General features: G+C 49.2%; 27 protein-coding genes and 1 other annotated feature. Of the genes, 14 read left to right on the top strand and 13 right to left on the bottom strand.

The window, feature by feature from the left end:
• Positions 1-40 precede the first annotated feature (40 nt).
• Both AC0YOB_RS28270 and AC0YOB_RS28275 read right to left on the bottom strand, forming a co-directional pair.
• Positions 41-220, bottom strand: coding sequence for a hypothetical protein (locus AC0YOB_RS28270; RefSeq protein WP_475795626.1), 180 nt, complete (start codon positions 218-220; stop codon positions 41-43).
• Positions 221-227: 7 nt separating this feature from the next.
• The gene (locus AC0YOB_RS28275; RefSeq protein WP_475795627.1) at positions 228-722 is read right to left on the bottom strand and encodes a DinB family protein; all 495 of its coding nucleotides are present in this window, start codon (positions 720-722) and stop codon (positions 228-230) included.
• A 342-nt stretch (positions 723-1,064) separates the two neighbouring features.
• On the opposite strand from AC0YOB_RS28275, the gene AC0YOB_RS28280 reads away from it, so the two are divergent.
• Complete coding sequence (locus AC0YOB_RS28280; protein ID WP_475795628.1) at positions 1,065-2,774, top strand: M20/M25/M40 family metallo-hydrolase; 1,710 nt, start codon at positions 1,065-1,067, stop codon at positions 2,772-2,774.
• Between the two features lie 135 nt (positions 2,775-2,909).
• On the opposite strand, the gene asd is transcribed toward AC0YOB_RS28280, so the two are convergent.
• Positions 2,910-3,983 carry an aspartate-semialdehyde dehydrogenase gene (gene asd, locus AC0YOB_RS28285; protein WP_475795629.1) on the bottom strand — a complete coding sequence of 358 codons (1,074 nt, stop codon included), beginning with the start codon at positions 3,981-3,983 and terminating at the stop codon, positions 2,910-2,912.
• Between the two features lie 87 nt (positions 3,984-4,070).
• Positions 4,071-4,331 (bottom strand) — a binding site (T-box leader).
• A 69-nt stretch (positions 4,332-4,400) separates the two neighbouring features.
• A complete protein-coding gene (locus AC0YOB_RS28290) occupies positions 4,401-4,847 on the bottom strand; it encodes a GNAT family N-acetyltransferase (protein WP_475795630.1) in 447 nt (148 codons plus the stop codon).
• A gap of 205 nt (positions 4,848-5,052) precedes the next feature.
• Here AC0YOB_RS28290 and AC0YOB_RS28295 point away from each other — a divergent pair, with 205 nt between their 5' ends.
• A complete protein-coding gene (locus AC0YOB_RS28295; RefSeq protein ID WP_475795631.1) occupies positions 5,053-5,463 on the top strand; it encodes a hypothetical protein in 411 nt (136 codons plus the stop codon).
• 31 nt (positions 5,464-5,494) lie between these two features.
• Here the strand turns inward: AC0YOB_RS28295 and AC0YOB_RS28300 are convergent, their stop codons facing one another.
• The gene (locus AC0YOB_RS28300) at positions 5,495-7,066 is read right to left on the bottom strand and encodes an ABC-F family ATP-binding cassette domain-containing protein (RefSeq protein WP_475795632.1); all 1,572 of its coding nucleotides are present in this window, start codon (positions 7,064-7,066) and stop codon (positions 5,495-5,497) included.
• 163 nt (positions 7,067-7,229) lie between these two features.
• Here AC0YOB_RS28300 and AC0YOB_RS28305 point away from each other — a divergent pair, with 163 nt between their 5' ends.
• The 7 genes from AC0YOB_RS28305 (at position 7,230) to AC0YOB_RS28335 (ending at position 13,496) form a co-directional block, all read left to right on the top strand.
• Positions 7,230-7,430 (top strand): hypothetical protein, encoded by a 201-nt coding sequence (locus AC0YOB_RS28305; RefSeq protein WP_210044076.1) that lies wholly within the window; start codon positions 7,230-7,232, stop codon positions 7,428-7,430.
• 8 nt (positions 7,431-7,438) lie between these two features.
• Positions 7,439-8,122, top strand: a complete 684-nt coding sequence (locus AC0YOB_RS28310; RefSeq protein ID WP_475789268.1) for a response regulator transcription factor — start codon at positions 7,439-7,441, stop codon at positions 8,120-8,122.
• Positions 8,119-9,201 carry a HAMP domain-containing sensor histidine kinase gene (locus AC0YOB_RS28315; protein WP_475795633.1) on the top strand — a complete coding sequence of 361 codons (1,083 nt, stop codon included), beginning with the start codon at positions 8,119-8,121 and terminating at the stop codon, positions 9,199-9,201. Before AC0YOB_RS28310 ends, AC0YOB_RS28315 begins: the two co-directional genes overlap by 4 nt.
• Positions 9,176-9,388, top strand: coding sequence for a sensor histidine kinase (locus AC0YOB_RS28320; protein ID WP_475795634.1), 213 nt, complete (start codon positions 9,176-9,178; stop codon positions 9,386-9,388). The genes AC0YOB_RS28315 and AC0YOB_RS28320 overlap by 26 nt, the downstream gene beginning before the upstream one ends.
• A 129-nt stretch (positions 9,389-9,517) precedes the next feature.
• Complete coding sequence (locus AC0YOB_RS28325) at positions 9,518-10,279, top strand: ABC transporter ATP-binding protein (RefSeq protein ID WP_475795635.1); 762 nt, start codon at positions 9,518-9,520, stop codon at positions 10,277-10,279.
• A 2-nt stretch (positions 10,280-10,281) separates the two neighbouring features.
• Complete coding sequence (locus tag AC0YOB_RS28330; RefSeq protein ID WP_475795636.1) at positions 10,282-12,624, top strand: ABC transporter permease; 2,343 nt, start codon at positions 10,282-10,284, stop codon at positions 12,622-12,624.
• Positions 12,625-12,710: 86 nt separating this feature from the next.
• Positions 12,711-13,496 (top strand): CPBP family intramembrane glutamic endopeptidase, encoded by a 786-nt coding sequence (locus AC0YOB_RS28335; protein WP_475795637.1) that lies wholly within the window; start codon positions 12,711-12,713, stop codon positions 13,494-13,496.
• 70 nt (positions 13,497-13,566) lie between these two features.
• Here AC0YOB_RS28335 and AC0YOB_RS28340 read toward each other — a convergent pair whose 3' ends face one another.
• A complete protein-coding gene (locus AC0YOB_RS28340; RefSeq protein ID WP_475795638.1) occupies positions 13,567-14,337 on the bottom strand; it encodes an SDR family oxidoreductase in 771 nt (256 codons plus the stop codon).
• A gap of 344 nt (positions 14,338-14,681) precedes the next feature.
• Here AC0YOB_RS28340 and AC0YOB_RS28345 point away from each other — a divergent pair, with 344 nt between their 5' ends.
• Positions 14,682-16,388, top strand: coding sequence for a carboxypeptidase-like regulatory domain-containing protein (locus AC0YOB_RS28345; RefSeq protein WP_475795639.1), 1,707 nt, complete (start codon positions 14,682-14,684; stop codon positions 16,386-16,388).
• 21 nt (positions 16,389-16,409) lie between these two features.
• Complete coding sequence (locus tag AC0YOB_RS28350; RefSeq protein ID WP_475795640.1) at positions 16,410-16,553, top strand: hypothetical protein; 144 nt, start codon at positions 16,410-16,412, stop codon at positions 16,551-16,553.
• 236 nt (positions 16,554-16,789) lie between these two features.
• Here the strand turns inward: AC0YOB_RS28350 and AC0YOB_RS28355 are convergent, their stop codons facing one another.
• Positions 16,790-17,644: an AraC family transcriptional regulator gene (locus tag AC0YOB_RS28355; RefSeq protein ID WP_475795641.1), complete on the bottom strand. Its 855-nt coding sequence runs from the start codon at positions 17,642-17,644 to the stop codon at positions 16,790-16,792.
• A gap of 101 nt (positions 17,645-17,745) precedes the next feature.
• Between AC0YOB_RS28355 and AC0YOB_RS28360 the strand changes: the two genes are divergently transcribed.
• Positions 17,746-18,879, top strand: coding sequence for an aldo/keto reductase (locus tag AC0YOB_RS28360; RefSeq protein ID WP_475795642.1), 1,134 nt, complete (start codon positions 17,746-17,748; stop codon positions 18,877-18,879).
• A gap of 211 nt (positions 18,880-19,090) precedes the next feature.
• Here the strand turns inward: AC0YOB_RS28360 and AC0YOB_RS28365 are convergent, their stop codons facing one another.
• From AC0YOB_RS28365 to AC0YOB_RS28375, 3 genes are all read right to left on the bottom strand, one after another.
• Entirely contained in the window at positions 19,091-19,669 is a 579-nt protein-coding gene (locus AC0YOB_RS28365) for a TMEM175 family protein (protein ID WP_475795643.1), read from the bottom strand.
• Complete coding sequence (locus AC0YOB_RS28370; RefSeq protein WP_475795644.1) at positions 19,666-19,968, bottom strand: antibiotic biosynthesis monooxygenase family protein; 303 nt, start codon at positions 19,966-19,968, stop codon at positions 19,666-19,668. Before AC0YOB_RS28370 ends, AC0YOB_RS28365 begins: the two co-directional genes overlap by 4 nt.
• 163 nt (positions 19,969-20,131) lie before the next feature.
• The gene (locus AC0YOB_RS28375; RefSeq protein ID WP_210044068.1) at positions 20,132-20,482 is read right to left on the bottom strand and encodes a winged helix-turn-helix transcriptional regulator; all 351 of its coding nucleotides are present in this window, start codon (positions 20,480-20,482) and stop codon (positions 20,132-20,134) included.
• A 255-nt stretch (positions 20,483-20,737) separates the two neighbouring features.
• Between AC0YOB_RS28375 and AC0YOB_RS28380 the strand changes: the two genes are divergently transcribed.
• The gene (locus tag AC0YOB_RS28380) at positions 20,738-21,604 is read left to right on the top strand and encodes an MBL fold metallo-hydrolase (RefSeq protein ID WP_475795645.1); all 867 of its coding nucleotides are present in this window, start codon (positions 20,738-20,740) and stop codon (positions 21,602-21,604) included.
• 78 nt (positions 21,605-21,682) lie between these two features.
• On the opposite strand, the gene AC0YOB_RS28385 is transcribed toward AC0YOB_RS28380, so the two are convergent.
• Both AC0YOB_RS28385 and AC0YOB_RS28390 read right to left on the bottom strand, forming a co-directional pair.
• Entirely contained in the window at positions 21,683-21,970 is a 288-nt protein-coding gene (locus AC0YOB_RS28385) for a hypothetical protein (RefSeq protein WP_475795646.1), read from the bottom strand.
• Positions 21,967-22,509 (bottom strand): GNAT family N-acetyltransferase, encoded by a 543-nt coding sequence (locus tag AC0YOB_RS28390; protein WP_475795647.1) that lies wholly within the window; start codon positions 22,507-22,509, stop codon positions 21,967-21,969. Before AC0YOB_RS28390 ends, AC0YOB_RS28385 begins: the two co-directional genes overlap by 4 nt.
• Positions 22,510-22,716: 207 nt before the next feature.
• Between AC0YOB_RS28390 and AC0YOB_RS28395 the strand changes: the two genes are divergently transcribed.
• Positions 22,717-23,988 (top strand): nickel pincer cofactor-dependent isomerase, group 22, encoded by a 1,272-nt coding sequence (locus AC0YOB_RS28395; protein WP_475795648.1) that lies wholly within the window; start codon positions 22,717-22,719, stop codon positions 23,986-23,988.
• A 129-nt stretch (positions 23,989-24,117) separates the two neighbouring features.
• On the opposite strand, the gene AC0YOB_RS28400 is transcribed toward AC0YOB_RS28395, so the two are convergent.
• Complete coding sequence (locus AC0YOB_RS28400) at positions 24,118-26,622, bottom strand: right-handed parallel beta-helix repeat-containing protein (RefSeq protein WP_475795649.1); 2,505 nt, start codon at positions 26,620-26,622, stop codon at positions 24,118-24,120.
• Positions 26,623-26,762: the final 140 nt, after the last annotated feature.

Below are 26,762 nucleotides of genomic sequence, written 5' to 3' on the forward strand. Positions count from 1 at the left end.
GAGCCGCCATAGCAGGCTCCTCCTCAATGATCTTCTTCACCTAAACCAGCTTCAGCGTTTTGTCGACGACGGCGGAGTGAATACCTACCGTGGTTTCCCTCATGTACTCCCCGCGCATCTTGTGCGCTTTCTTGTAGCTGTCGGCCTGCAGCGCCTTCCTCATCTCTTCCTCTGAATCGAAGCTGATCTGGACAATCGCGTCGATAGAAGGCTTGTCCAAGTATAGGTTATATGATTGCCCAGCCTTGTTGTTTGCGCATTAATACGATCTGACCAATATGATACGCATTATGGGTACAAAGATTGGAGATGGCCGCCCACCAGGGGCATTCATCCGGATAATTGGGGATGTGGGTATCGAGCTTCGACTCAGGCGAGTCCGCGATCACTTTACGAAATTCCAAGAATGCCGCATCCAGTTTATCTACCGCGGATTTCCAGTTTTCTTCATTCATTTCTTCCTTTATTTCGAAGGTGCTATCGTTATTATTGCCAATTGTTATGAAGGTTTCCTTACCGGTAAAGTAGCTCAGCCATTTTTCATTCCAATAGGTCAGATGGCTGGTAAGCTGCCAAATGGAATGACTGGAACGATCACTGCACCATCCTGCCTGCTCCGCTGTCAGCCCCTGTACGGAATCAAGAAACGCAGGAAACCAGCTCAGGTCATTATGACATGCGGCAAGCTGATCCAGCAAAACATCTTTTTTGGAATAATTCATGTAATCCCTCCTCCAGCCTTCATTTCCTTCTCCACAAGTATAAAGCCTTTGCAACCTATTTTACCACAGCCTTCAAAGTCTCCTGCCCGTTCGTTCAATTATTAAAGCCGCCTCTACCCGGCAAATGCTGCTTCCGCTGGTCTGCCCTCGACCAAAGTACGGGAGCGAACTCATTCTCAGGGTCATTCCTGTCCCCTCCCCCGCCCCGTATAATTCAGCTCAGGAGGTCGAATCCATGGAAGAAGCCTGCTGCAGCTTCGGAACGCCGCAAATCATAGGCAGCGCATCTGCTAATGAAATCGTTTGCAAATTTTCTAAAATTTATAAATCAGGAGTGATCTTGTGTCCCCCCATCATCCCATATCGACCACTACAAAACCAGCAGCCGGATCGGGTGCAGCCAGGTGGCTGAAGCGAATTTGTATCCTGGCTCTACTGTTCGGTGCAATGCTCATTGGACTGCTGCAAATTCGGGCCCCGCAGCCCGCCGGGCCCGATGCTCCTGAAGACACATTCTCTGCATCCCGCGCGATAGAGAAGCTAAACGTCATTGCGAAGGAACCGCATCCAGTGGGCTCTCCTGCGCATGATCAGGTCCGGAATTATTTGTTGGGGGAGCTCGAAGGGTTGGGCTTGAAGCCGGAGGTGCAGCGAGTGGAGGTCACACCGGGTTTGGAGTCCGGGCTGACAAGCGGGCCGGATCGGCCCAATCTCCAGACAGACGTGCAGACCATAACCATCGAGAACATTATGGCTCGTGTTCCAGGTACGGACAACAGCAAGGCTGTTATGCTCGCGGCGCATTATGATTCTGTTCCGGAAGGTCCGGGAGCTGCCGATGACGGCTCGGCAATTGCGGCAATGCTGGAGACGGTACGAGCGCTTCAAGCATCGGGGCCGCTTAAGAATGATCTTCTGCTGCTTTTGACAGACGGCGAAGAGCTCGGCATGCTTGGAGCAAAAGCGTTCATGAAAGAGCATCCCTCAGCCAAGGATGTTGGAATGGTGCTCAATTTTGAAGCGCGGGGGAATAAAGGGCCTTCCTTCATGTTCGAGACGAGCGAGCAGAACGGATGGATGATCCAGGAATTTATGAAGGCGGCTCCTCAGCCGGTAGCTTACTCCCTGATCTATAACGTCTATAAATTAATGCCCAACGATACCGATCTGACGGAATTCCGCGAAGGCGGGCTGCCCGGTCTGAATTTCGCCTTCGGCATGGGCTTGAATGCGTACCATGAGGAGATTGATACGCCGGGGAACCTCGATCGTTCCAGCCTCCAGCATCAAGGAAACTACATGCTTAGCCTGACAAAGCATTTTGGCCAGTTGGATCTGAACGACGTGAGGCAGGAAAACCGGGTTTATTTTAATGTCCTCGGCTGGAGCATGGTCAGCTATCCGGAATCTTGGGCGTTCGGTTTCATGCTGATCGGCGTTCTGTTATTCGCCCTTACCGTATGGCACGGCTTGTATCGGCGCCGCTTGAAACTGAAGGGACTTACAGGCGGCTTCCTCGTGTCCCTGCTTAGTTTGGCGGTGGTATTCGGGGCAGTCAGCTTGGTATGGAATATTCTCCGAGCAAACGTGCCGCATCCGTATTATGTATCAATCGTGAAAGACCCCGGTGTCAGTACGTACTATTTCATCGGCCTGCTGCTGTTCATGCTGCTGATAACGGTTCTGCTAATCCGCTGGTGCTCGCGCTATGTGAAGGCTGAGAACCTGTGGGTCGGCACGCTGCTGCTGTGGGTACTCCTCTGCGCAGCGACGACCCTGTATCTGCCGGGCGGGAGCTACCTGTTCACATGGCCGCTTCTGTTCAGCCTGATCGGGCTGAATGCATCTTACCTGGTGGGCGAAGGGGCCAGGAGCTGGGTATCCACGCTGTTCGCGTTGCCGGGCATCCTGCTGTTCACACCGATATTGTATCTCGTATTCGTCTTGATGACGCTGGATCTGGCAGGCGCGCTGATCACGTTCGCAGCGCTGTCATCCACGTTGATTTATCCTCTATTTTGCCGTATGCCCAGGGATCATGGTCACAGGTAAAAGCTTCTGTTCCAAATAACCGGAACAGGCATTTCCATTAAAGAAGCAGCGGCAGACTAAAGACTCGTAAAATAAAGTCCAAGGTCTGCCGCTGCTATATATGCGCTGCCGTATCGGTTCGTGGATATGCAGGCACTACACGTTCAGCAAACCCCTCGCCAGCATCGATTCAGCGAGAAGAACGGCGCCTTTTCCCGCACCCATCTTCGTATTGTGGGAGACCAGGACATATTTCACGCCACCCAGCACCGGCTCCTCTTCCAGTCTCCCCATACTTGTTGTCATCCCGCCTCCCAGCTCGCGATCCAAGCGGGGTTGAGGGCGAAAAGGGTCATCAAATAGATGAATCATCCGCTCGGGAGCCGAATGCAATTTGCAGCTGTCGAAGGGATTATATCGATTGATGGCTTCTCTAATTTCAGTTAAATTCGCCTGTTTCTTCAGACCGACAAACACGGATTCCGTGTGCCCATCGAGCACGTTCGCTCTCGTACATATACAATTGATGTTAATCTCCGCCGGAGCAATGCCCTCACTGGAATATCCGCCGAGTATTTTCAAAAGCTCTTTCCTGACCTTTCCCTCTTCGTTCGGAATGTACGGGATGATATTATCGAGAATATCCAGGGTTCGAACTCCGGGACTTCTTCCGGCGCCGCTTACGGATTGCATGGAGACCATTAGAACATTTTGAATTCCAAAATGCTCGTGCAGCGGTTTTAAAGTCACCGCAAGTCCAGTCACCGTACAGTTGGGAACAGGCAGAACGAAGCCCTTCCAGCTGCGTTCCTGCTGCTGTTTGCGGATTAACTCCGCATGATCATCATTGACTCCGGTAATGAGAAGGGGAGTATCATCGAAGTAACGAAATGCGGATGCCGTCGAGAAGGTCGGGGTCGTTTGGGCAAACCAGGGCTCCAGCTCTTTGGCAAGATCGGATTCAATTGCCGTGAAAATAACATCGACAGCGTCTGGACGGAATTCCCTGGAAGAGACTACCGGAACTCCCGACATATCTCCGGGAACCGGCGTATTCTGTGTCCATCTCGATGATCCGTCTGTTTCCAGCAATGCCTCGTCGTACGATTTCAACGTTCTGGATGTAACCATAGTAACCACTTCAAAATTCGGATGGTTGGACAATGCCTGCACGAACTGCTGTCCGGCCATTCCCGTTGCTCCAACGATTGCCGCTTTTAATCTGGACATTTGACTCACTCCTTGTTTAGTATGGATAAACTTTCTTCATGCCGATTATGAAAACAAAAAAATCTCACCCCCAAGACTGTAATAAGTCTCAGGGACGAGATTAGTATGCTCGTGGTACCACCCGGATTCGCAAATATGTCGCCATATCCGCCTCTTCGAGTACGGCATCTCTATACGAGGATGCTTATACTCTAGCTCTATAACAGGAGCTCCTGTTACACCATCCCCTCACAGGTTCCGATGTACGGCTCAGAGGCTTTCTTCAATAAAGGATTCCTCGCTCCTTTTCAGCTGCCGGAGCTCTCTGTGGAAGAACGCTTCATTTACTTTTCTCATCATCGCATTTATAAGTATTGGAAAAAGAATAACAATTAATCGAAGTAGAGTAAAGATATTTTTGTATCGGGTGTCCTGCCTTTAGGGAATTTGAAGCAAACGTATGATTTCACCGTCTATTACTTCTTCACTGACCTTATTAAACCCCAAGGATTCATACAGGCTCCCGGCAATTCCGTTATCGGGTCTATGTCCAATCATTAATTTTTTACATTTCATCTGGCTCATGAGTTCGATAAGTTTTTCCATTGCCGCTTTCCCGTAGCCTTTGCCTTGATGCTCTTCATCGATCATGAAGGCAGGTATCCAGTAGTTTCCGTCGTTATCCGGCTTATTGCAGAATACAATAAACCCGGTTAATTCTTCATCCCGATATACGGCTTGCAGCTCATATTCATCTATATATTTGGATTCGGCAATCCAGTAAACAACAGGTGCCGGAAAAACACCGAGCTGCTCTGCCTTGACTTTAAGCTTCGTACAATCATACCAGTTCCCGGCAGACACCGGCTTTAGAATAATTCCCATGGACATTTCCTCCCGAGGTTGACTTCACAGAGGAATCAGACAGGCTCCTCTGTCTCTAAAACAATACTCCTCTTGTAACTCCCGCCACAGATTGGATATTGCTCATACCACATCACTCCTCTCAAAATGAAAAATAATTCGTTAAAATAGGGATAACCCCTGACAGCATACTAATAAACTAACCTACGAATAAAAGGAGGGGCGCATGAATTTTTTATTAAAACCTCTGATCCTTCTTTTTACTTGCCTTTTTATTTATCCTGCCATTATTTTCTCTGTCCTTGTCCTGGGGTTAACATCATCATGGAAATCAGGAATAGTAATGCTAAGCCTGGCTCTGCTGCTGCTAATTATCGTGAAATTTTGTTCAAGCAATCTGCCTATTCGCAGAGCAAGCAACCGGGAGCTGAGGATTCCCCACGATCCTCCTATCCATGAAACTCATCCACCGCCGCTCAGGGATATATACCATGAGATCATCTCCCGGCACCACGAACAGGAGCTGTTTGGGAAAAGGATAGAACAACAAACCGATTCTGCGCTGGACCCTAATCTCCCCGACAGATGTCCCTGCTGCCTTGACCATGAATGCCGCCGGCTGGCCGTGAAGCACTAAAGCCACTGTACCCCGCTCATTCGCATACCATCTATACATTCTGCTCGCTTATTCCGGATTCAGGATCAAACGCGAGCATTTTTGTCGCTATTTTATCGATGAAAAACCGGTCATGGCTAACCGTAACTACAGCTCCGGGAAAATGAATCAAGGCCTGCTCCATGACCTGTATGCTGGTCAGATCAAGATGGTTGGTTGGCTCATCCAATATGATGACCGCTGCTCCCGAGAGAAGGCATTTCGCCAGAGCCACCCGGGCCATCTGGCCACCGGAAAGAGTGCCAATGACTTTGCCCAGATCCAGCTCCGAGAACTGCAGCATGGATAGAAACTTGTTCACTTTTTTCCGGGGAGCATCCAGTCCAAGGCCGTAAATATTCACCGCATGACTGACGGTATCCTTAAGATCAAGCTCATCCCACATCCGGTTGAAATAAGCGTAGCTGACGCCTTTCTCCCAGATCACTTCGCCGGAGTCGGGCTGCTCCTGTCCCGTAAGCACCTTGATCAGTGTGGACTTCCCGCTTCCATTGGGGCCCACGATAACCAGGCGGTCCTCCTTCTGGATATCGAAGCTTATGTTCTGGAATATCCGCCGGTCTCCATATGTCTGCCCTACCTGCTTCAGCTCGCACAGCTTGTCTGGAAACCGCAATTTCTCATAAATGTCGGTAATGAGCACGTTAACCGGATGAGGCTCAATCCGCTTCTTCCGATCAGCCAACTGACGCGACAGCCGGTCTTTTGAAGATTTTTTGTTCGCGCGGCTGTCGATCGCCTCAGACTCCATAATGAGCAGCTCTTCCTCCCACTCGAACTGGCGGATCAATTCTTTTTTGCGCAGCTTCTTTTTTCGGATGAAATCGGTATAATTCCCTTCGTATTCCTGAAAATGATAGTTCTCAATCTCAATCGTACGCGTAACCACTCTGTCGATGAACTGCCGGTCATGCGACACCAGAATCATCGCGCCATTGTAGCGGTGGAGCCACTGCTCCAGCCACACCAGGCCATCCAGGTCCAGGAAGTTCGTCGGCTCGTCGAGCAGTACGACATCGGGAAGCTCAATCAGGATTTTGGCGAGCGCGGCGCGGTTCCTCCATCCGCCTGACAGCTCATTGACGGGCTGATTACGGGACCTGTCATCGAATCCCAGCTTTGTTAGAACCGTATTGATTTCCACGGACACATTCCAACCGTCCAGATGCTCCATCTGTTCAAAAAGCTTCGCCTGCCGCTCCAGCAGCCCTTCCATCTCGCCATCATCCGTAACATGGCCCAGCTTCTCTCCTACTTCCTGCAGCTCCCGTTCGATCAGCGCAACCTGCTCGAAGCACATTTCCAGCTCCTGCTGCACAGACAAGCTTCCCTGCATTTCCGAGAATTGAGAGAAATAGCCGATCCTGACCTGAGGATCTATTTCCACTTTTCCGGACGTAGGCTCCTCTTTGCCCAGGATCAGCTTGAACACAGTAGATTTACCGGCGCCGTTGCGTCCAATAAGACCGATGCGCTCTCCTTTGCCCACACGAAAATAGATATCGCGAAAAATCAATGTATCTTCATATTTTTTGGTTACATTCTCCATACGAATTACGCTCATCGCCATCACCCTTCCAAATCCCGCTAAGTCTAACGTGATTATAACCCAGATCCCCCCTAATGTTTCATATCCTTGATCCCCGCTTCGTTTTTTCTGCGGACAACCGCCATTTGGGCTATACTGGAATGGATAAATATAAACTCACAGACGAGGTGCTTGTCCCATGAAATCCAAACCAGCCAATCCGCTCCTCATTGCAGTGTTCGGCGTGATGCTCGTCATCTTCGGCATTGTCGACATGATCTACGTCAATAAGCCTATGGGCATTATCCTGCTCGCCATCGGCTTAGTCCTGGTGGGAGTCGGAGTGAACAAATACAAAGCCCTGAAGCTCCAGCTTCAGCAGCAGCGGAAAAAAGGCTGATTCCCGCTATGAAATATGATTGTTTAATTGTAGATGACGAGACGGTACTCGCAGAGGCAACCTGCGAGTACTTTGATATGTTCGATGTCCGATCCGCTTATGTGACAAGCGCGGGGGCTTGCCTGGATTTTTTGCAGGAAAATGAAACCTCGCTCATCCTTCTGGATATTAATCTCGGGGACTCCTCCGGCTTTGAGTTATGCAAAAGGCTGAGGCAAACGACACAGATTCCCATTCTGTTTATCAGCGCCCGCACCAGCGATGACGATATCCTGATCGGGCTCAATATCGGCGGCGACGATTACATCCCCAAGCCCTACACACTCAGCATACTGCTTGCCAAAGTTAAAGCTGTGCTTAAAAGATACGGCAATGCCAGCCCCATTGAAATGCTGGAATTTGGCCAGGTCAAGATCGACTGCTTGCTGCACCGTGTCCATGTAAAGGGTGTGGAGATCAGGCTTAAGACGCTGGAATATAAGCTGATCTGCTACCTGGCGGGAAATAAAAACAGGGTAATAACCAAAGAGGAGCTGTTCCAAAAGGTGTGGGGCGATTCGTTCGCAGGTGATGGAACGCTTAATGTTCATATCCGGCATCTGCGCGAGAAAATAGAAGACAACCCGAATGAACCGCAATATATTAAAACCGTATGGGGAACCGGATATGTACTGGAGGATCGCGGGCAATGAAAGCCAAAGGGCTGATCGCGACGATTTTTGTTGTTTTTGCCGCTGGCTTGGCTCTATCTTTTCAAATGATCAATACGAACCTGAATACGGATGTGGACGTTGTGGCCGTGAATGAGGCGGTAAAAACGGTTGAACGCTATTGGGGACATCTCGGGCAGGGAAACTACAATGCCGTGCAGGAGCAATTCGTCGTTATTGACAACGACGGCAGCATCCTTTATCAGACAGCCAGCGGTCTTTCCCTGACCCTGAATGAAGCGCTCAAAAACAGGGATACGATCGTAGATGTGAAGGTGAATGGCGACCTTGCCGGGAAGCTGATGATTCACAATGATTATGAAGCGAAGGTACAGCATGACAAGAAGAAACTTATATTTGTCATTATATCAACATTCTCGATGATCATCCTGCTGTGCATATTATATCTGATCTACATGAGTCAAACGGTGTTTAAACCCTTCAAAAGGCTGAAGAGCTTCGCCCTCAATGTGGCGCGGGGCAACTTGGACATCCCTTTGAAAATGGACAAACATAATCGGTTCGGCGCGTTTACGGAAAGCTTTGATCTGATGCGCGAGGAATTGGCGGCAGCCCGGCAGAGCGAATACGAGGCCAACCGCAGCAAGAAGGAGCTTGTAGCCAGCTTAAGCCATGACATCATAACGCCGGTGGCATCCATTAAGGCGGTAAGCGAATTGATGCTGATGCGCGCTGCCGACGAGAAAACAATCAGGCAGTTAAACACGATCTATTCCAAGGCTGAGCAGATTAATCTGCTGGTGAACGACATGTTCCACGCGACGTTAGAAGAACTGCAGGAATTAAAGGTGTCCGTCACTGAGGAGCTTAGCGAGGTCCTTGACGCTATTATAGCCAATGTAAATTTTGACGATCAAATCCAATACGGCCCGATTCCCGACTGTATTCTCTTAATGGACGCTGCCCGCCTGCAGCAAGTATTCGACAATATTTTAAGCAATGCCTATAAAGTATGCCGGCTCCTCTGTCAAGATTGCCTCCGTTCTCAGCCATACCCATTTGGAGCTTCATATCATGGATTACGGAAACGGCATTCATGAAGACGAGCTGCCTCTATTGTTCAACAAATTCTTCCGGGGAAGCAACGTAGGAGGGCAAAACGGATCAGGGCTTGGACTATTCATTTCCAAATATCTGATGCAAAGCATGCAGGGCGATATTGCCTGCCGTAACCGGGATGACGGCTTTACGGTTACACTTAGAATTAAACTGGCGGGGACGAATTAAGAAACGGTTAAGGATTCGGCAAAGCTTGACTAAGAATTGCTTTTGTATAATGAGACTGTAAGCTACTTTACAGTCTTATTTGTATGGAATCGGATGAAACTTCAAGCGTCGATAAAGGAGAGCTGCCCCGTGCAAAGCACAATATTGAGAACCGAGAAATTATGTAAAACCTTTTCCAGCGGCGGCATACAGCAGCATGTACTGAAAAATCTTGATATCAGTCTGATGGAAGGTGACTTTACTGTCATTATGGGCAGCTCGGGCTCGGGAAAATCGACCCTGCTCTATGCGCTTTCCGGTATGGATAAACCTACTTTGGGCACCATCCATTTTGGAGATCGGGATATTTCCAGGCTTAATCATGATCAGCTCGCGGTATTTAGACGAAATCATTGCGGGTTTGTGTTCCAGCAGGTCCATCTGCTGGACAACATGAGCGTATTGGATAACGCGCTTGCGAGCGGCCTGCTGGTCAATAAGAACAAGCGCGACGTCGTATCCAGAGCCAAGCAGCTGCTGACCCAGGTGGGGCTCGACCAGGCATCGTGGGGGAAATTTCCCTCTCAGCTCTCCGGCGGCGAGGCGCAGCGGGCAGGGATCGTCCGCGCGCTCATCAACAGCCCGAGAATCGTGTTTGCAGACGAGCCGACGGGCGCGCTCAATTCTGCCGCAAGCGACAGTGTACTTGATGTGTTGACCGGGGTCAACCTCAATGGACAGAGCATTGTGATGGTCACCCATGACCTCAAAACAGCATTGCGGGGGAACAGAGTGCTCTACCTGCGTGACGGTGTCATCTGCGGAGACCTGAGCCTGGGCGCTTTTCTCGCGGAGCATAATCAGACGAGGCATGAGAAGCTAAATGCTTTCCTTGCCGGCATGGGGTGGTAAAGATGAACATCGTAAATCTAGCCCTGGCCAATATCAGAAGAGGCAAAGGTGCGGCAATCTCTCTGTTCATTTTGATTTTTATTGCCGGGCTGCTTCTGAACATAGGACTGACGGTTATTATCAAAATCAATACCTTTTATGAGGATAAGGTGGAGGAGCTGCACGATGCGCACTTGAGCATCGTCAGAGAACGCGCGGACTATACAGAAGACCAGGGAAGTTTTCTCCACGCTTATCCGGGCGTGAAGGAAGCTGAAACAGAAAACTTCCTGCTGATGAGCACGGCCAAGTTCCGTTACGGCGACAGCGACTTGAGCATTGGTACGGCCCTGCTCAATGCGGATGCCAACCGGACGATTGCGCCTATGAAGCTGATTGAGAAGCTGGAGCCTGCCAAGGGCGACGATATTTATATCTCGTACAGCTTCAAGTCGAGCGGCGGCTACAAGCTGGGCGATTCCTTTACCATTACGTTTCTGGATAAAGAATATCGTTACCGGGTCGCGGGATTTTTTGAGGCAACGATGATGGGAACAAACAACATGAGCATGATGAAATTCTTTTTGCCGGAATCCGCTTATCTCCAATTGTCCGGCGAACTGGGAGAGAAGGCCGGCGGCACCTTGATATCCGCGATCTTTGCTGACAGTACGATATCGTCCCGGCTGCTGGATGACTACAACAAGCAGTTTCCTCATCCGGCCGTGGGGACATCCGTTCCCTTCTTTTGGGCGGCTGATCTGGAAATGATGCAAAGCGCGATGATGACGATCAATATTATCGCCATGATTTTGGTTGCCTTTGCGGCTGTCATCGTGCTCGTCTCGCTAATTGTAATCAAATTCCGCGTAACGAACAGCATCAATGACGGTATCGTGAATATCGGCGTCCTTCAGGCGACAGGGTATACAAACGGACAGATTCTCGCCTCCATCACATTGCAATTCATGCTGATCGCCCTTGCGGCCGGCATTGCCGGTGCCGCGGGCTCTTATGCCATAATGCCCGTATTCGGCGGTATTGTCTCTTCTTTAACGGGACTGCTGTGGTCTTACAGTTTTGCCGCTTCCCTTAATCTGGCCAGCGTGCTGATCCTTGCCCTGTCGGTGCTCGCGGTGACGCTGCTCTCCACCCTGCGTATCAGAAGGCTTCACCCTGTCGCGGCGCTGCGGGGCGGCATTATGACGCACAGCTTTAAGAAGAACTTTTTTCCGCTTGAGAAAACCGGAGGCGGCCTTCACTTCATGCTTGCCTGCAAAACCATGATGGCCAGTCGCAGGCAGAATCTGATGATTGCCGCGATTTTTGCCGCCGTCACCTTTGCTTCTGTCTTCTCCGTCGTACTGTATTACAACATTGCGGCAGACAAGACGGCTTTCCTCCATCTTGTCGGGGCGGAGACGTCCAATGTCATGGTTATGGCCAAATCCGGCACGGACAGCAAAATGCTGACTGCGAATATCGATCAAATGGACGGTGTTTCGAAGACTTCTCTGCTGGACATGATCACCGTGAGAATTGACGATCAACCTTTTTATACGAATATTTCGGATGATTACAGCAAGCTGAATAACAACAACGTTTATGAAGGGCGGTATCCGCAGTTCGATAACGAAATCGCCTTATCCTGGATGGTGGCCAAGCGGCTTCACAAAAATATCGGCGATACCGTCAACGTGGAAGCGGACGGCAAATCGTATTCATTTCTGGTTACCGGATTAAGCCAATCCATCAACAATTTAGGACAAATCGCCTCTTTAACCTTGAATGGCATACAGCATTTAATCCCTGACTATGCCATTACAACGATCAATGTCTATTTGAAGGGTATAGATAACGGGAGTTTTATGCAAAGCCTCAAAGCCCGGTATGGCAATCAGACAGAGGATATTACCGATGTCGATGAAATGCTCGGCAGCCAGAGCGGCATTTATATATCCGCCGTATTTGCCATCATGATTATGATACTTGTCATAACGGTACTGGTCGTAACTCTGATTCTCTATCTCGTAATCAAGGCCATGATTTGCAAACAAAAAAGGGAATTCGGCATTATGAAGGCGACAGGGTATACGGCGTTCCAGTTGATGACGCAGATTGCACTGGGTTACGTTCCGGTTGTGATAGCCGGCGTCATTACCGGAGGCGTGCTGGGAGGGCTGTACACCAATACGGTCCTGTCGCTGCTGCTGAGCGGCGCCGGTATTCATAACGTTCAATTCGTAGTCAACATTCCCCTTACAGTCGCGCTTTGCGTTGGACTTGCCGTTCTGGCCTACCTCGTCTCGATGCTGGTATCGTTCAGAATCAGGCGGATTACAGCTTATAGTTTATTTACGGAGTAGATTAAGCAGATCCTGCTACTTGCGACAAGTGCGCTATCACGACGCATGATGAATTATTGAAGATAAGCACTTGGAGGAATCAACCCATGGAAAATAAACACATGTCCGGATCTAAATTGGCTCTAATGGTCTTCATCTACTATGCAATCACTTCAATTGCCTCACTGGTTCTGGGGATCATACAGCCTGGCACGGGCATCCCTGAGGCCGTCATTGAGTTGACCCAGTTTGGACCGGCACTTGGCGTCCTGGCTGCCCTGCTGTTATTTTCCGGCGGACAACGCCCTTCTTTCTCCACCGGACTTAGCCTGCACCCCATCGTCCTGCGCCGTTTAATGGCTGTGGTTATAATAGTCGTCTTTATATTCGCAGCAGCGATTATCTGGTATAAGCTATCCGGTCATCCGCTTGACTACATCTCCCCATCCGCATTGCCGCAGCCGTTCTGGCTGATCGTCATTGCCCAATTTATTGGCGCTGCCGGTGAAGAGTTTGGTTGGCGCTGTTTCATGCAGCCCATGCTGCAGACCAGATTCAGTGTACTCCTCTCATCCATCATGGTCGGACTGTTCTGGGGGATATGGCATATTGGCGTCTTCTCAGAGGGATGGTTGTATGCCTTCCTGTTCATCATAAGCACGGTCTCCATTTCAGTTATCCTGGGAGAGCTGCTGTGTGACGCGGGAGGGAACAATCTTCTGATCGCGACAACGTTTCATGCACTTATTAATCTGGGGCTGCTCTTGTTCTTCAATGAAGAAAGCGGCGGACTGCAGGCTATGGCGGTATTTTCCATTTCCTGTCTGGCAGCAGCAATAGCCCTCCTGTTCATTCAGGCAGGGCTGGCCAAATCATTCTCTCTAGAAAAATAAAGAACAGCAGGGGATCCGATGAGCGAGTGTTGAACGACAGATCCCCCATGCTTCAATATAAAATAAATCTCTACCAGGCGACAGGCTTGCGCTCGCGAAAAAATCCGCCGCTTGGACCTTCTTCATCCAGAGTTGCCAGCCAGACGGCCGTATCTGCTCCTTCTGCAACCGTCAAGGGAGCAGGCAGGCCTTCCGCGGCTGCCTGGGAAGCAGCCTCTCTTCCCATATCCGTCTGTACCCTCCCAGGACAAACGGCGTTGACTTTAATACCCGTTCCGGCCACATCCTGTGCGGCTAAACATGTCAAGGCATTGACCATGGTTTTGGAGATGCGGTAGGCTGACGAAGATCCCTTAAGACCCAACAATCCCTCCAGAATCTCAAAAGCTCCCAGGCCAGATGACAGATTGACGATGCGTCCATACTGATGTTCTTTCATTAATGGGACAACGGCTTGAATCATTCGCAATACGCCAAAATAATTTGTCTCGAATGTCTCCTTTATTACAGACTCCTCCACATCCAACACGGAAACGCCGTAATCCCGTATAATTCCGGCATTATTTACCAATACATCCAGACGTCCATATTGTTGCTTTACTCTCTCTGTCATCCTGCTGACGCTTTCCGGATCATTCACATCAACAACCTGCAGTTCAACTGCCAGCCCTTCCTGACGCATATCTTCAACCGTATGCAGTCCCTTGTCTTCATCCCGGCAGCCGATCAATACTTGCAGCCCCTTCAAAGCCAGCTGCCTGGCGATTTCCCTTCCTATACCGCGGTTGCCACCTGTAACCAGGGCAATTCGGGGGATTTCCTGATTCATCTTACTGATCATTTGTCCGTCTCCTTCACGTAAAATCTTTCTTCGATGGATCATATTCCGTATCTGATATTCTAATCCATCACATCATGTGAAGGTCAAGCGTGACCGGACTCGAAGTGGAGGATCTCAACGGGGTACGGCCGCGATGTTCGAACGGATGCTGCAACAGACATTCTAATCATCCATTACAGAATATTGAAAAGTGCTGGATAAGCTGCCATTTATCATTTTTCAGCAACTTTTTCATGGAATTGTACAGCTCACTAAATTGTTAATAGCTCCCACTTTTCAACACCAATTTGTGGTATTCTTTATAAAGAATGAAACTTACCTTTATAACGAAAAGGAGGATTGAGATGAAAACAGTTTTACCCAGAGTGTATATTGTGAAGTTGGTCGTTTTAGTAGTGTTCGCCATTCAACTGCTCAATTTCAATGCCGGCTTTGCTGCTGCGGATCCCGTAACCTATGCCCCCTTGCAGGGAACCATTACCGATGAGAATGGTCTGCCCATTCAAGGGGCCAGTCTAAAGGTCTTTGCCGCCTATGCCTATAGTCATTTTCCTGGACCGGAGATCGCCAGTGCGACTACCGATCAAAACGGACATTATGAAATTCCGGAATTTCACCGGAGTGACTTCACGAATCTTGTTGTGCTTACCGTTAAAGGCCACCCGTTAATGAAAGACATCGGAATTGGAGCAACCACTTTCGACTTCCAGTATGACCCGGCCATGATCGAAAACATCGAGGGCACGATTACCATAAATAGTTTTGGTATCGGCGTTCCCGATCACAGAGTAAGTGTGGGATTTCGGGTTCGTTCAGGTTGGTGGATTGAATTGGGTTCGGACATGACCGACTCCAACGGTCACTATGATATTGAATATAACGCAACACCACATGCAGCTTTAGATATAGCAGTCAATGCAGATCCGGACCTTAGCCCATTTTCCGATGTAAGAATCGGCAATCATGCGTCTATTGAAATTCCAGTCCCTCCTCATACCATCTATGGCAGCGTAACCGGTCTTATAGGATCCGGATATTACGGACTATACAACGCAAAGGTTGAATTGAACGATGGTTCTGTGGCTTACACGAACAATGTAGGTGAATACGCCTTTTTCAATAAACACGACAGCTATTATTCGATTACAGTATCAGCCGATGGGTACCAAAGCTCGTCAATCCAATCTGCTGTTTCTTCAGCGCCGCTTGACATTGCACTGAATCTTGTTGATATGCCTCCTTCAGTGACGGCTGTGGCCAGCCGGCCGCCTGATGTCGATGGGGGGCATCTCGGCGCGTGGTATACGGACGATGTAACGGTTTCCTTTATAGCAGAAGATAATGATGAGACGCCGGTTGCTACGATTTCTCCGCCTCAGATTGTATCTGCTGAAGGCGGCCATTACATCCATGGGTCTGCCACAGACACCGCCGGCAATACGGGGGAAGCTGATATTTTCATCTCGATCGACAAGAGCCCGCCTGTTACAACTGTAACTGAGATTACCTACGAGCCCTATCAACCTTACGCTTACGTTCATTTTGCAGCAAGTGATACGGTTTCGGGTGTGGAGGAGTGGACGTATTATACCGTTGATGGCGGTCCTGTCAAAACGACGTATCGGGGAGATGTCCACTACGCCGTCATTGACGGTGGTCCCGGAGCCCATACTCTTGAGTTCTGGAGTATTGACCGTGCGGGGCATATTGAGGCCAGGAATCAAATGACTGTAAACATTGAAAATAAAACAGCCCCCATCACCAAATATCACCTTGATCCGATTTTTGCAGTAAATAGTGCCGGAAACCAGTATATCAGCGGGTTCACTCTTACTCTCAAACCCTTTGGTGACCCCAGCGGATCAGGAGTGAAGGACACCTTCTATTGGATTAATGACGGGCCCTCCGTAAAATATACGGGTCCGGTTACGATAATGGCCGGCCAGGTACATTATGTACATTATTACAGCACAAGTCTCTCTGATATACCAGGCCAACAGAACTCAATGAATTTTGTGACTGGTCAATTTTCGGGTTCCGGAAGTTTTTAAATCAAAGGAGATGAGACAAAAGTGAATGATGCAGACGATGCCGCAGTCAAGAAAAAAGCGTGGAAGCCGCCTACCCTGGAGTCGCTGGAAATTAAGGACACTGCCTACTGGGAATATCAATGGGATATTGAGACCGGCTGGTGGAAAGAGGTTTGGATAAGTTAATCCGGCATTACAAAACCAGAACGCGGGAAGCAGGTCCCGCGTTCTTTTCATTTTACGATGGTAAATTATCCACACTTACAGCAATTGGTGTGCTTTAAGAATTCTTTTTGCATTACTTTGAACCATCGGGCAAAAAAACCAATACATCATTATCGTAAGGCTGGAGTTCGCCTAGTGCTCTTGTCGACCATTTTCCGATGATCATTGTAACACTCCTGCTCCAATCCTGCATTAGCCTAACGAAAATTAAGGACAAACTCACGGGGAGTGACCCCGAGGATGCGTTTGAAATGGCGGTGAAAATGGCTCTGATCGCTGAACCCCAGCGATGCGGCAACCTCATGGATGGGACGCCCGCCGAGCAGCAGACGCTGGGCTTTGCGGATTCGCTCTTGAATGACATACCGGTGAGGCGGCAGACCTGTGGCTTCTTTGAACAGCCTCATAAAATGGGATGGGCTTACATGCGCCGCTGCTGCAATATCATCCAGGGAAATATCCTGTTCCAAATAATCATGAATATACTGCAGGGCTCCGTCCAATTGCTTTCGGGCCAGCTGACTGGGCGAAGCCGCCTGACGTGCGGAAGCCGTACCAAACCGATGCAGCAAGTGCATGGACAAGAGCCGAATAAGGGAATCGGTATACAGCTTGCCTCCCGGCCCGCCACTCTTCATATCTTCGTACAGCCACTGGGCTACCTGCACAATCCGATCGTCCTGCAGCCGGATTTGTCTTCCAAAATCAATGGCGGTGCCGCCTCCAAGAGGAAGCTCCAGCTCGGCGGCGATTTTCGCGGTTAATACCGGCGACAAGTCCAGCCTCAGAAAGGAAAGTTCTTCATCCCACCTGCAGTACGACATATCGCCTGCCGAGAACAAATTAATGTGGCCAGGCATTGCAATGCCTTCTCCATGATATCCGTCCGCCCGTTCAAACACTCGTACCGGCTGCGGCGTTTTATGGATAACAATCAGATGGCTGTCCAGAGCCGGCTCGAACGCTTCCTGCGGGGAGACGCCCTCCCAGGCCGAAATTTTTAATTCGGACCACCCCGAAGCATCATTCGTAACAACAGGTGAATCTGGCAAGGAACCATCCCCTTTTCATAGTACTGCCCTCGAAAACATATCTGGTCCTCTATCATTTTACCGTATCCTTCCCGTGATAACCAACGGGTTACAGGCTTGGCATGAGAATTTTGTACAATAATGCGGTTGTTTTGTTCAAGATGAACCTGCGTTCCGCCAGGTATAATTTGATTCAAGAGATGTTCAAGCCATACAAAACGGGAGACTGGGAAAATATGAAATACGTACAATTGGGCAATTCCGGATTAATCGTATCCAGGCTGGCATTCGGGGCAATGACTTTTGGCACGGGAAATATTCCAAGCGTGTACAAGGTAGGCCAAGATCATGCGCAGGGGTTAATAGATCAGGCACTCGCCGCCGGCATCAATTTCTTCGATACGGCGGACGGTTATGCGGACGGGCAAAGCGAGGAAATGCTGGGAAGGCTGCTGGGAGCACGCCGCAAGGAGACGGTCATCGCCACGAAAGCCGGTTTTCGATCAGGCCCGGGCCTTGTTCAGGCAGGTCTGTCCCGCAAGCATTTGTTCGCTGCGTGCGAGGCGAGCCTAGCCCGTTTAAACACTGATTATATCGATCTGTATATCGTTCATAAGACAGACCCATTCACTCCCTTGGAAGAAACATTGGAGGCGCTTAACGATCTTGTCCGGCAGGGCAAGATCCGGTACATCGGCTATTCCAACTGGCCGGCCTGGCTGGCTGCACAGGCGGTTCAGATGCAGCGCGAACGCAGATGGGCCACCTTTATTAACGGGCAAATGTACTATTCCTTAGTCGGCAGAGATATCGAGCACGATACGGTTCCTTTCATGAAGAGCGCCGGAGTCGGATTAACGGTGTGGAGTCCTCTGGCCAGCGGTTTCCTAAGCGGCAAATATACCCGCGACAATCTGCAGGATCCGAATAACAGACTGGGCGGCTTTGATTTTATCCCGCTTGACAAAGAATGGGGGTTCAGCATTCTTGATACGATCGGCGGCATCGCTCGTGCTCATGGCGCAACACCGGCACAAGTGTCGCTCGCTTGGCTGCTGGCACAATCTCATGTGAGCAGCGTGCTGATAGGCTCAAGCAAGGCCGCGCAGCTGGAGGAAAATTTGAATGCGGCCGATCTGAATTTGACATCAGAAGAAATCTCGCGGCTGGAGCAATTGACCCGCCCTGCACCGCTCTACCCGAATTGGTATACAACCATGACCCTCGATTCCCCCGTTGCGGAGGCATTGAAATAATAGCCAGCAGAGAGCGATGGCCCTCAGGCGTTCAGCTTTATATTAGTCAACCCGAAGGGCTGCCACGCGGCAGCCCTTCGGGTTGAGTTTTCGTATTCCTTTAATAAAACGAACAGAGTCCCATATATTTTTCGATCTGCAATAGCTCGATAATCGCCTGTCACCGCTAATGGTGTACTCCCGTTCAAATAGTAATGGGCAGGGGTTTGTTTTATCCATTTTTCTTAACAATAAAATAGATCGGGACCGCCGCATATACGGCAATCGAAATATACGGAGAGATGAAAGCGATACCTATAGCGGCAATGTAAACAATCAAATGCAGCCAGGTATTCTTGAAAGAGAGCGCATTCCCGCTAGCGTTGAACGGATGACCGGCATTCTTGTTCAGTATATGGTGAAACAGGCCATAATAACTCCCTCCGCAGAGCAGGCCGATTATCCCATACAAAATAGAAGGAAAACGAAGGCCCGGGTATTCACCCATGAGCGCTGTCGGGTATGGGATGAAAGCGATAAACATCAGAAAAATGCCGTTCAGAATAATCGTCTTGCGATCCATGTATTCGGCTCCATGAAACAACTGATGATGAGACATCCACCAAACAATGAGAACCAGAAAACTGATTATATAGCTGAGAACAACGGGCAGATCATGGATAAAATCCTTGGCGAGCACCCAATCCCCTTCGGATGATTCGAGCATGGGAACTTTAAATTCAAGGATTAGAATGGTCATTACGATGGCTATGACGCCGTCGCTCAGAGCCTCAAGCCGGGTCTTGGTCATCGGTCGCTTGCTGCGATAACGCTATAATGCTTCATCTCCAGGATCGCGTTGAAGAAGGGTTTAACTAATGCAAAAAAATGCTGAAATTCCGGACTCCTGCGAAATCCTTGCATATGCCCCTCCAGCGATTCCCATTCAATTCGGATAATGAAATGATTAGGTTCTTCAACGCCGTTTATTATTTCATAGGACAAACAATGCGGAGAGCGGTTTAAATACGTCCCGGCCTCTGTATAAGCTGTTATGAAATGCCGAGCGGATTCGGGCGCTATGTCATACCGGATGATTTCCACTACCATGGGTATCCCACCTTCATATTATTTGTTCTGGCCGCGTTTAATGATCTGTATTGCCTGTCGCAGATCAGAAAAGTGCATATCCACATCCAGAATTATAAAAGAGCAGGTCCCAAACATACAATACGGCACATTTTTGTTCGTTGAATGCTGCCTGGGCTGCGGACTATCCGCCGGACGTCCCCATTGTCCTCACTTGCAGGTTGAATTCACGCATACGCTGTTTGCCCCATTCGCACATAAGCTCAAGAATCGGCTCAACACTTTTGCCGTACTCGGTGAGAGAATACTCGACCCTTTTAATCCGCTCCTCAAATACGACCCTCTGAATCAAGCCGTCCTCCTCCAGCTCCTTCAATTGAAGGGTCAGCATCCGCTGTGTAATATTCGGCATCCGCTGTTGGAGCTGACTGTAGCGTAAAGCCCGGTTGGAAAGATACCGCAGGATGACTGTCTTCCATTTGCCACCCAATACATCTAATGTCACTTCTACCGGACAACCATATACTTTGGTCATGGCAATACCACTCCTCTTCAATGCCTGGTCAGATAAGGGAGAGAACAAGCTTTTTTATGGCCCGCAGTTCATCCTCTATATTAGCTTAGAATGAGGTCACATGGATTTCAACATTTTCCGCTATGTAATTGCCGTCCCCGGATTCGTATGGGAATATAAGGAGAGCGGCGAATCCTGTCTGCTTGCCAAGTTAACCATCCATCCGGTCCAGGTTAAGTCGATCCCCTATTCGAATTTTATAAGGAGATGATTCTCATGTCCCAGGAAATGCCGCAGGAACCGTCCGCCTCCCAAGTCATTGCACCCTATACCAGAATGATCACGGCTGAGGACTTTACCGCATCCAACCGCACCTCGATTTGGTGGCTGTCCGGAGCCGGATTCCTGATCAACGCCCGCGGAACGCTGATTATGATTGACCCCGTCATTACGATGAAGGACGGCTCCCCTAACGTGAATGAGCTAGGCTACCGGATGCTGGTGCCTCTGCCGATTGTGGCGGCGGATGTTCCGCATCTGGATGCTGTGCTCTATTCGCATATGGATAATGATCACCTGGCGCCGGATACAGCCGCGGCTCTGATTCGAACAGGCGGCATGTACGGTGGCCCCGCCATCGTTGTGCGGGAGCTTGCGCGGCTCGGAGTGCCGGCCGATCAATCCCGGGCTTTCCGTATCGGCGAGACCTTCCGGGTCGGAAATGTTGAAATCGCCCTCACGCGGGCCGACCATGCCTGGCAAATTTCCGATCCGGCAAAGTTCGGTCCTCCGTACGGGCCGGAGGACTGCTGCGGCTTCTTGATCAGCAGTCCGGACGGGGTTATCTGGTACACGGGAGATAGCCGTCTACTCCCCGAGCATCTGGAGACGAGCGGAGTCGACCTCCTGCTGCTGGATGTATCGAATGATCCGTATCACTTCGGAATTGACAATGCCGTTAAATTGGCCAACCATCTTGGCGACGCCGATCTTATCGCGCATCACTACGGTACATATGACGCGCCTGAGGCGCTGCCGTTCAACGGCGATCCGGCCAGGCTGTCTTGCGGCATTACCCGTTCGGAGAGCAGATTCCACATACTCGCGCCCGGAGAACGGTATGATCTGAATACGACGAAGTAAGCTGCCAGAGCCGCGACTCTACTGCGAGGCGTGGCTCTTATCAGGGATTTTGGCAAGCGAGCACCCTACAAGGCAATCCTACGGACCGAAGAATAACATGCCAAAAAACATCATTAAAAAGAAGCTCAAGAAAGCAAAAATATTAAGGCCTATCAAAGTCATATCCAGGGCAGAGTCTGTTTTTTTATAAGCAATCCCCGCACAAACAATCCCGATTAACGGGAATATGAACGTTGAGAATATTCCCAAACCGTCATAGCACTGATGATAATCTATAAACAATCCATCCACTAGAAACAGGATAATTGCGGCAAGAAAAGTCCCCATTGCCATCGAACGGAAAATTCTCTGCTTCAAAATGTTCAACAATCCCCTCCACCAACATATTCATTTTCTAAAATAGAATATTGATGGGAGTCATGCCATTTCCCTTTATGCCGCATATGCTCCCTGATATGCCCTTCGTATGTCATCCCTATTTTTTGCATCACTTTGGCGGACCCAATGTTATCCGGACGGCAAGTCGCGAATATCCGATGGAGACCAAGCTCGCGAAAACCAAATCCAAGCAGAGCGTCAGCAGCTTCTGTTGCGAAGCCGTTTCCCCAGAAGAGCGGATTAAAACAATATCCTATCTCCCCTTGTGATGGACTGGACAGGTGGATGCCGCAGCCGCCGATCAGCTGCCTTGTTTCTTTCAAGACTGCCGCTGCTTCAAAGTCAAGGCGGGGCATTTGCTCTTGCATTTCCATTACCGTATTCAGATAGCTTTGTGTATCGTCTTTTGAGTTGGGTCCCCATATCATATGCTTGACTACTAACGGGTTCGATGCATAGGCATGTATATCTTCCAAATCCTCGGGCTTAAATTCTCTTATAATCAATCTCCTGGTTTCGAGAATCATTGTAACCCTCCTTCAATTGATCAAAAAAATTTGTGCATACTTATGTATATATTCTTGCAAATAACTTGATTTCCTGTTTTTTTCCAATAAACGATCACATGATGCCGGGTGCAGCAGCCACTCTAAATTTGTTTATTCCGATTGCCCCGGAATGACAAAGCGGATAAACTGGAGTATAGACGCAATAAAAGAAAAGGAGACTTCAAAATGAATATACTCAGTCAACTGCTTGAGCCGATCCCGATTCCAAAGATGGTTCGAATACGGCAAAGATTTGACGGAACGAAGCTCGATGATCCTGCCGGGGAACTGCTCCGAAAGCTTGATGCCTGTCCTGCAATGAACCAAATTCAGCCCGGACAAAGAGTAGCCGTCGCTGTAGGAAGCCGAGGGGTTGCAAATATCGCCGCGTTCACCAAAACAATGATAGAAGCGATAAAAGCACGGCATGCGCATCCTTTTATCGTACCTTGCATGGGCAGTCATGGCGGAGCCACAGCTGAAGGGCAGAAGGACGTTTTAAAATACCTCGGCATCACAGAATTGTCCGTCGGAGCGCCGATCCTTTCTTCGATGGAGGTCGTTCAGCTGGATGAGCTGGAGAATGGATTGCCTGTTTATGTAGATAAAATCGCGTCCGAAGCGGATGCCATCGTGGTGATGAACAGAGTGAAACCGCATACCGCTTTTCGCGGACCGTTTGAAAGCGGAATCATGAAGATGATCTCCATCGGTTTAGGGAAGCAGAAGGGGGCGGAAGCCTGCCACCAGTTGGGCTTTGCGTATATGGCGGAGAATGTTCCGAAAATGGCGAAGCTTATGATGGACAAATTGCCGATTTTGTTCGGAGTGGCCCTGATCGAGAATGCCTACGATGAAACATGCCGGATCGAGGTGCTTGCGGCGGATCAGATTGAAGCGTTGGAGCCGGCTCTCCTCGTTGAGGCGAAGCAAAGGCTTCCAAAGATCCTGTTTTCGCAGCTGGATGTGCTCGTCATCGATTATATCGGCAAAAATATAAGCGGTGACGGCATGGATCCTAATATTACAGGCAGATACCCTACGCCCTATGCGCATGGCGGGCCTGAGGTAAGCAAGATGGTCGTCCTTGATTTGACGCCCGAAACGAAAGGGAACGCCAACGGTGTCGGGACAGCGGACTTTACAACTTCGCGCCTGGTCGAGCAAGCCGACTGGCCAGTCACCTATGCGAATGGCCTGACTTCAACCGTTTGCGCCCCAACTAAGATAGCAACCACCCTGCCTAATGACAGGGACGCTATCAAAGCGGCTGTCAAGACATGCAATATTTTGGATTATACCGCCTGCAGAATGGTGCGCATTCAAGATACGCTGCATCTGGGGGAGATCGAGATATCCGAAACGCTGCTGGAAGAAGCGCGGAACCATCCGGATATTGAGATTTTAACGGAGGGCTATGAACTGGCGTTTGACGAAAGCGGGCATTTGAGGAAATAAGTCCGGCATGCAGCCCCTGATTCTCCAGGCCTTGCATGAATCTGCAGCTTCTTTAAATAAGCGCAATGAGACGACTGATTCTGTCGCTCGTTGCGTTTTTTTTCATTGATGCATCCGTCAAATATTATTTTAAATTTTACCCACAGCAGCAAAAGCGGCAAGGTAGCCGCTGTCAGTCCAAACCACAGTGCCATCTGCAACTGTGTTTCCTTCAACTGTTGGCCAGGCTGGAGCCGCAGCGCCGGTCGTACCTGGAGTCGTAACGGTATAAACGCGGCCTCCTGCATTTACTTGATCGCCAAGCGCTTTGACTGTGGCAGCAGTCCATAGAATATTATTAGCGGTCCTTGGCAAATCATCAGGCGTACCCGCTCTGGATAAGCACAGCCAATATTCAGGTTCACCGGCAGCCGGATACGCATTTCGGATGACTTGGCCCGTAAAGAAAATGCCATACGTCGGTACGGTATCTCTTTCCTTATCCGGATCGTATCCAACATACACATTCTCTCTTGCAGGCAAAGTGATGTTGCTGAATATATTTCGTGCAGAGATGAAGGATTTAATTATGCCCTTGCTGTTGTAGAAACCAAGCGTCAATTTCGAAGGACCGGTATAGATGATGCGGCTTCTTTTCAAAGCAAAGGTGAAGAGCGGCGGCAGCCCGGCGGTCAAATCGTTCTTGATCAAATACATGAAGCCGGCATTATTGATCGCAAGTTGGCTGTCTTCAATTTGTACGGTGCCTTTCGATGTATTGAAACTGGTTTGCACAAGCCAGGTCAGCGTATTTAGAATGACCATACAGTCCTTCAGGCCGGTGTATGGGTACTGACCATTTGTATTGGTATTTCCGATAAACACAATCGTATCGGTAAGTTTGCTTTTGTAAATATTTACTTTCCGTTCTTTCATTGCGTACAGAAGATTGTCAATCTGGCAGGATTCAAACGTACTGTTATAGAAATTCACATTTTCATTGACAGTCAGCTGGTTACGGGTATTTACCCGAATCGTTGTATTTTTGGCGTCCAGACGATTTATTTCATAGGCCTTGAGCGTAATCAGTTTTCTGGCGCCTTTTACTTCCATCGTGCAATCTTCAATATGGTTAATTGTGATCATGGGTGCGCCGGAGAAAGTATCGCTCCACCTGAAGTGGTTGCCCCTGAATACGCATCTGTCATCGTCAGGGTAAGCGAGGTTGATTACGTCCTCGAATGTATTGCCCTCGGCTGTGATATGGTAACCAACGCCATTGTTTAGCAGCAGATTGCCGCCGACGATTGTATTGTCTCTGTAGGTTACATGCGCATTTTGGAAAACCGCAGTCATAAGCCCAAGGGAAGTGCCGCATTTGTAAATGAAGTTGCCGGTTACGACTGCTTTTTTCAGGATGTACAGATTGATAGCTGTACCCAGGCAGTTATAGAACCGGTTGTTTTCTATCGTTGGAAAGTAGGCGCCGCACAAGATGCCATGAAAGCAGTTATACATAATGTTGTTGCGGATGAGCGTATTGTCGCCAAACGAATCCTCCTGATTGATGCAGTATCTGGTTGGATCGTTAAATATAGGCTTGCCGTCCAGATACTCGACGCCGATATCGTGAAGGATGTTGTTTTGAATAATCAGATCGTTGCCGCCCGGCGTAATGCCTCCTCTATGGCAGCCAAAGATTTCATTGTCCTCAACCGTACAATGATGCGGCGTCAAACCGAATTTCAGATGGATCTGCATATCCTTGGTTATATTCGTTTCGTTGTAGAATACGAAACGAAACATCGCAGCGCCAGGTACGATTGTGATCGGTTTGTATATCTTTTGGTTGCTGAAACCGCGGATGAAGGCACCAGCAGCATTGTAGTAATAGACACCAACCTCTTTTGCATTGATCGCAGTTGCACGGGTATATCCAAACCCTGCAATAAGAAATGCCTGATGTGGCGGTTTATGTGCAGGTATAGTCAGAAGCTTGCTGACCATGTTTGTAGTTGAAGCCATAAGCGCGCCGGTATTGGGGTTGATATCGCTTACAGACAAGCCTAGTGCAAATTCTACCATCTCTGCTACGCCGGAATTAATGAACGATATCCCGTCGGCCATAAAGTAGCTGATCGTATTTTTACCTACGCTGATATAGCTGGCCCCTTTGCCGATCTGTATGCCGTTTGTCCATTCATTTTTCCGTTCTTCATTAGGAACGGCAAATGACCGGTCGGCTTTATCTCCAATAATAATCCCTTTAATGAGACTCGTATGTGTGCACTCTTCGATTTTAAAAGCAACGCCAGGTACTTGATTGCTTGGGAAGGCATAGTAATCACGCAGCACACTTCGATCTGCAGTGTCGTAGGGAGACTGCGCCTCGGAATCGTATATTTCCTTGAAGGTAGAACCGTTGAGATCGACAGTAATATAGCTGTCGGTGATCTTGATTGAATTAGGGTAACATAAAGCATACTCGCCCTTAGGAACGATAATGTAGCTATATCCCTGATCCGCTGCCCATGCGATAGCGTTTGTGAATCCATTCACATTGTCATTCGCTCTGTTGTAGTCGGCCGTCACGTAAGGCTTAGATGGTAGTCCAGTAGTGATGTTCCAGAGAGCCAGATCAATAGTATACATCATACTAAAACCTCCTATTGTATTTGAGAGCTTTGTCGTTTTAGCATATTCCGCATCGATAAGAATAGTCTGTGCATGTGAGCAATTTAGATGAATGTCCGCGCCGCGATTCCTCCGGTCTTTCATCCGATTATGAATCCGCG

This window comes from Paenibacillus sp. JT31N17, from assembly GCF_056269255.1.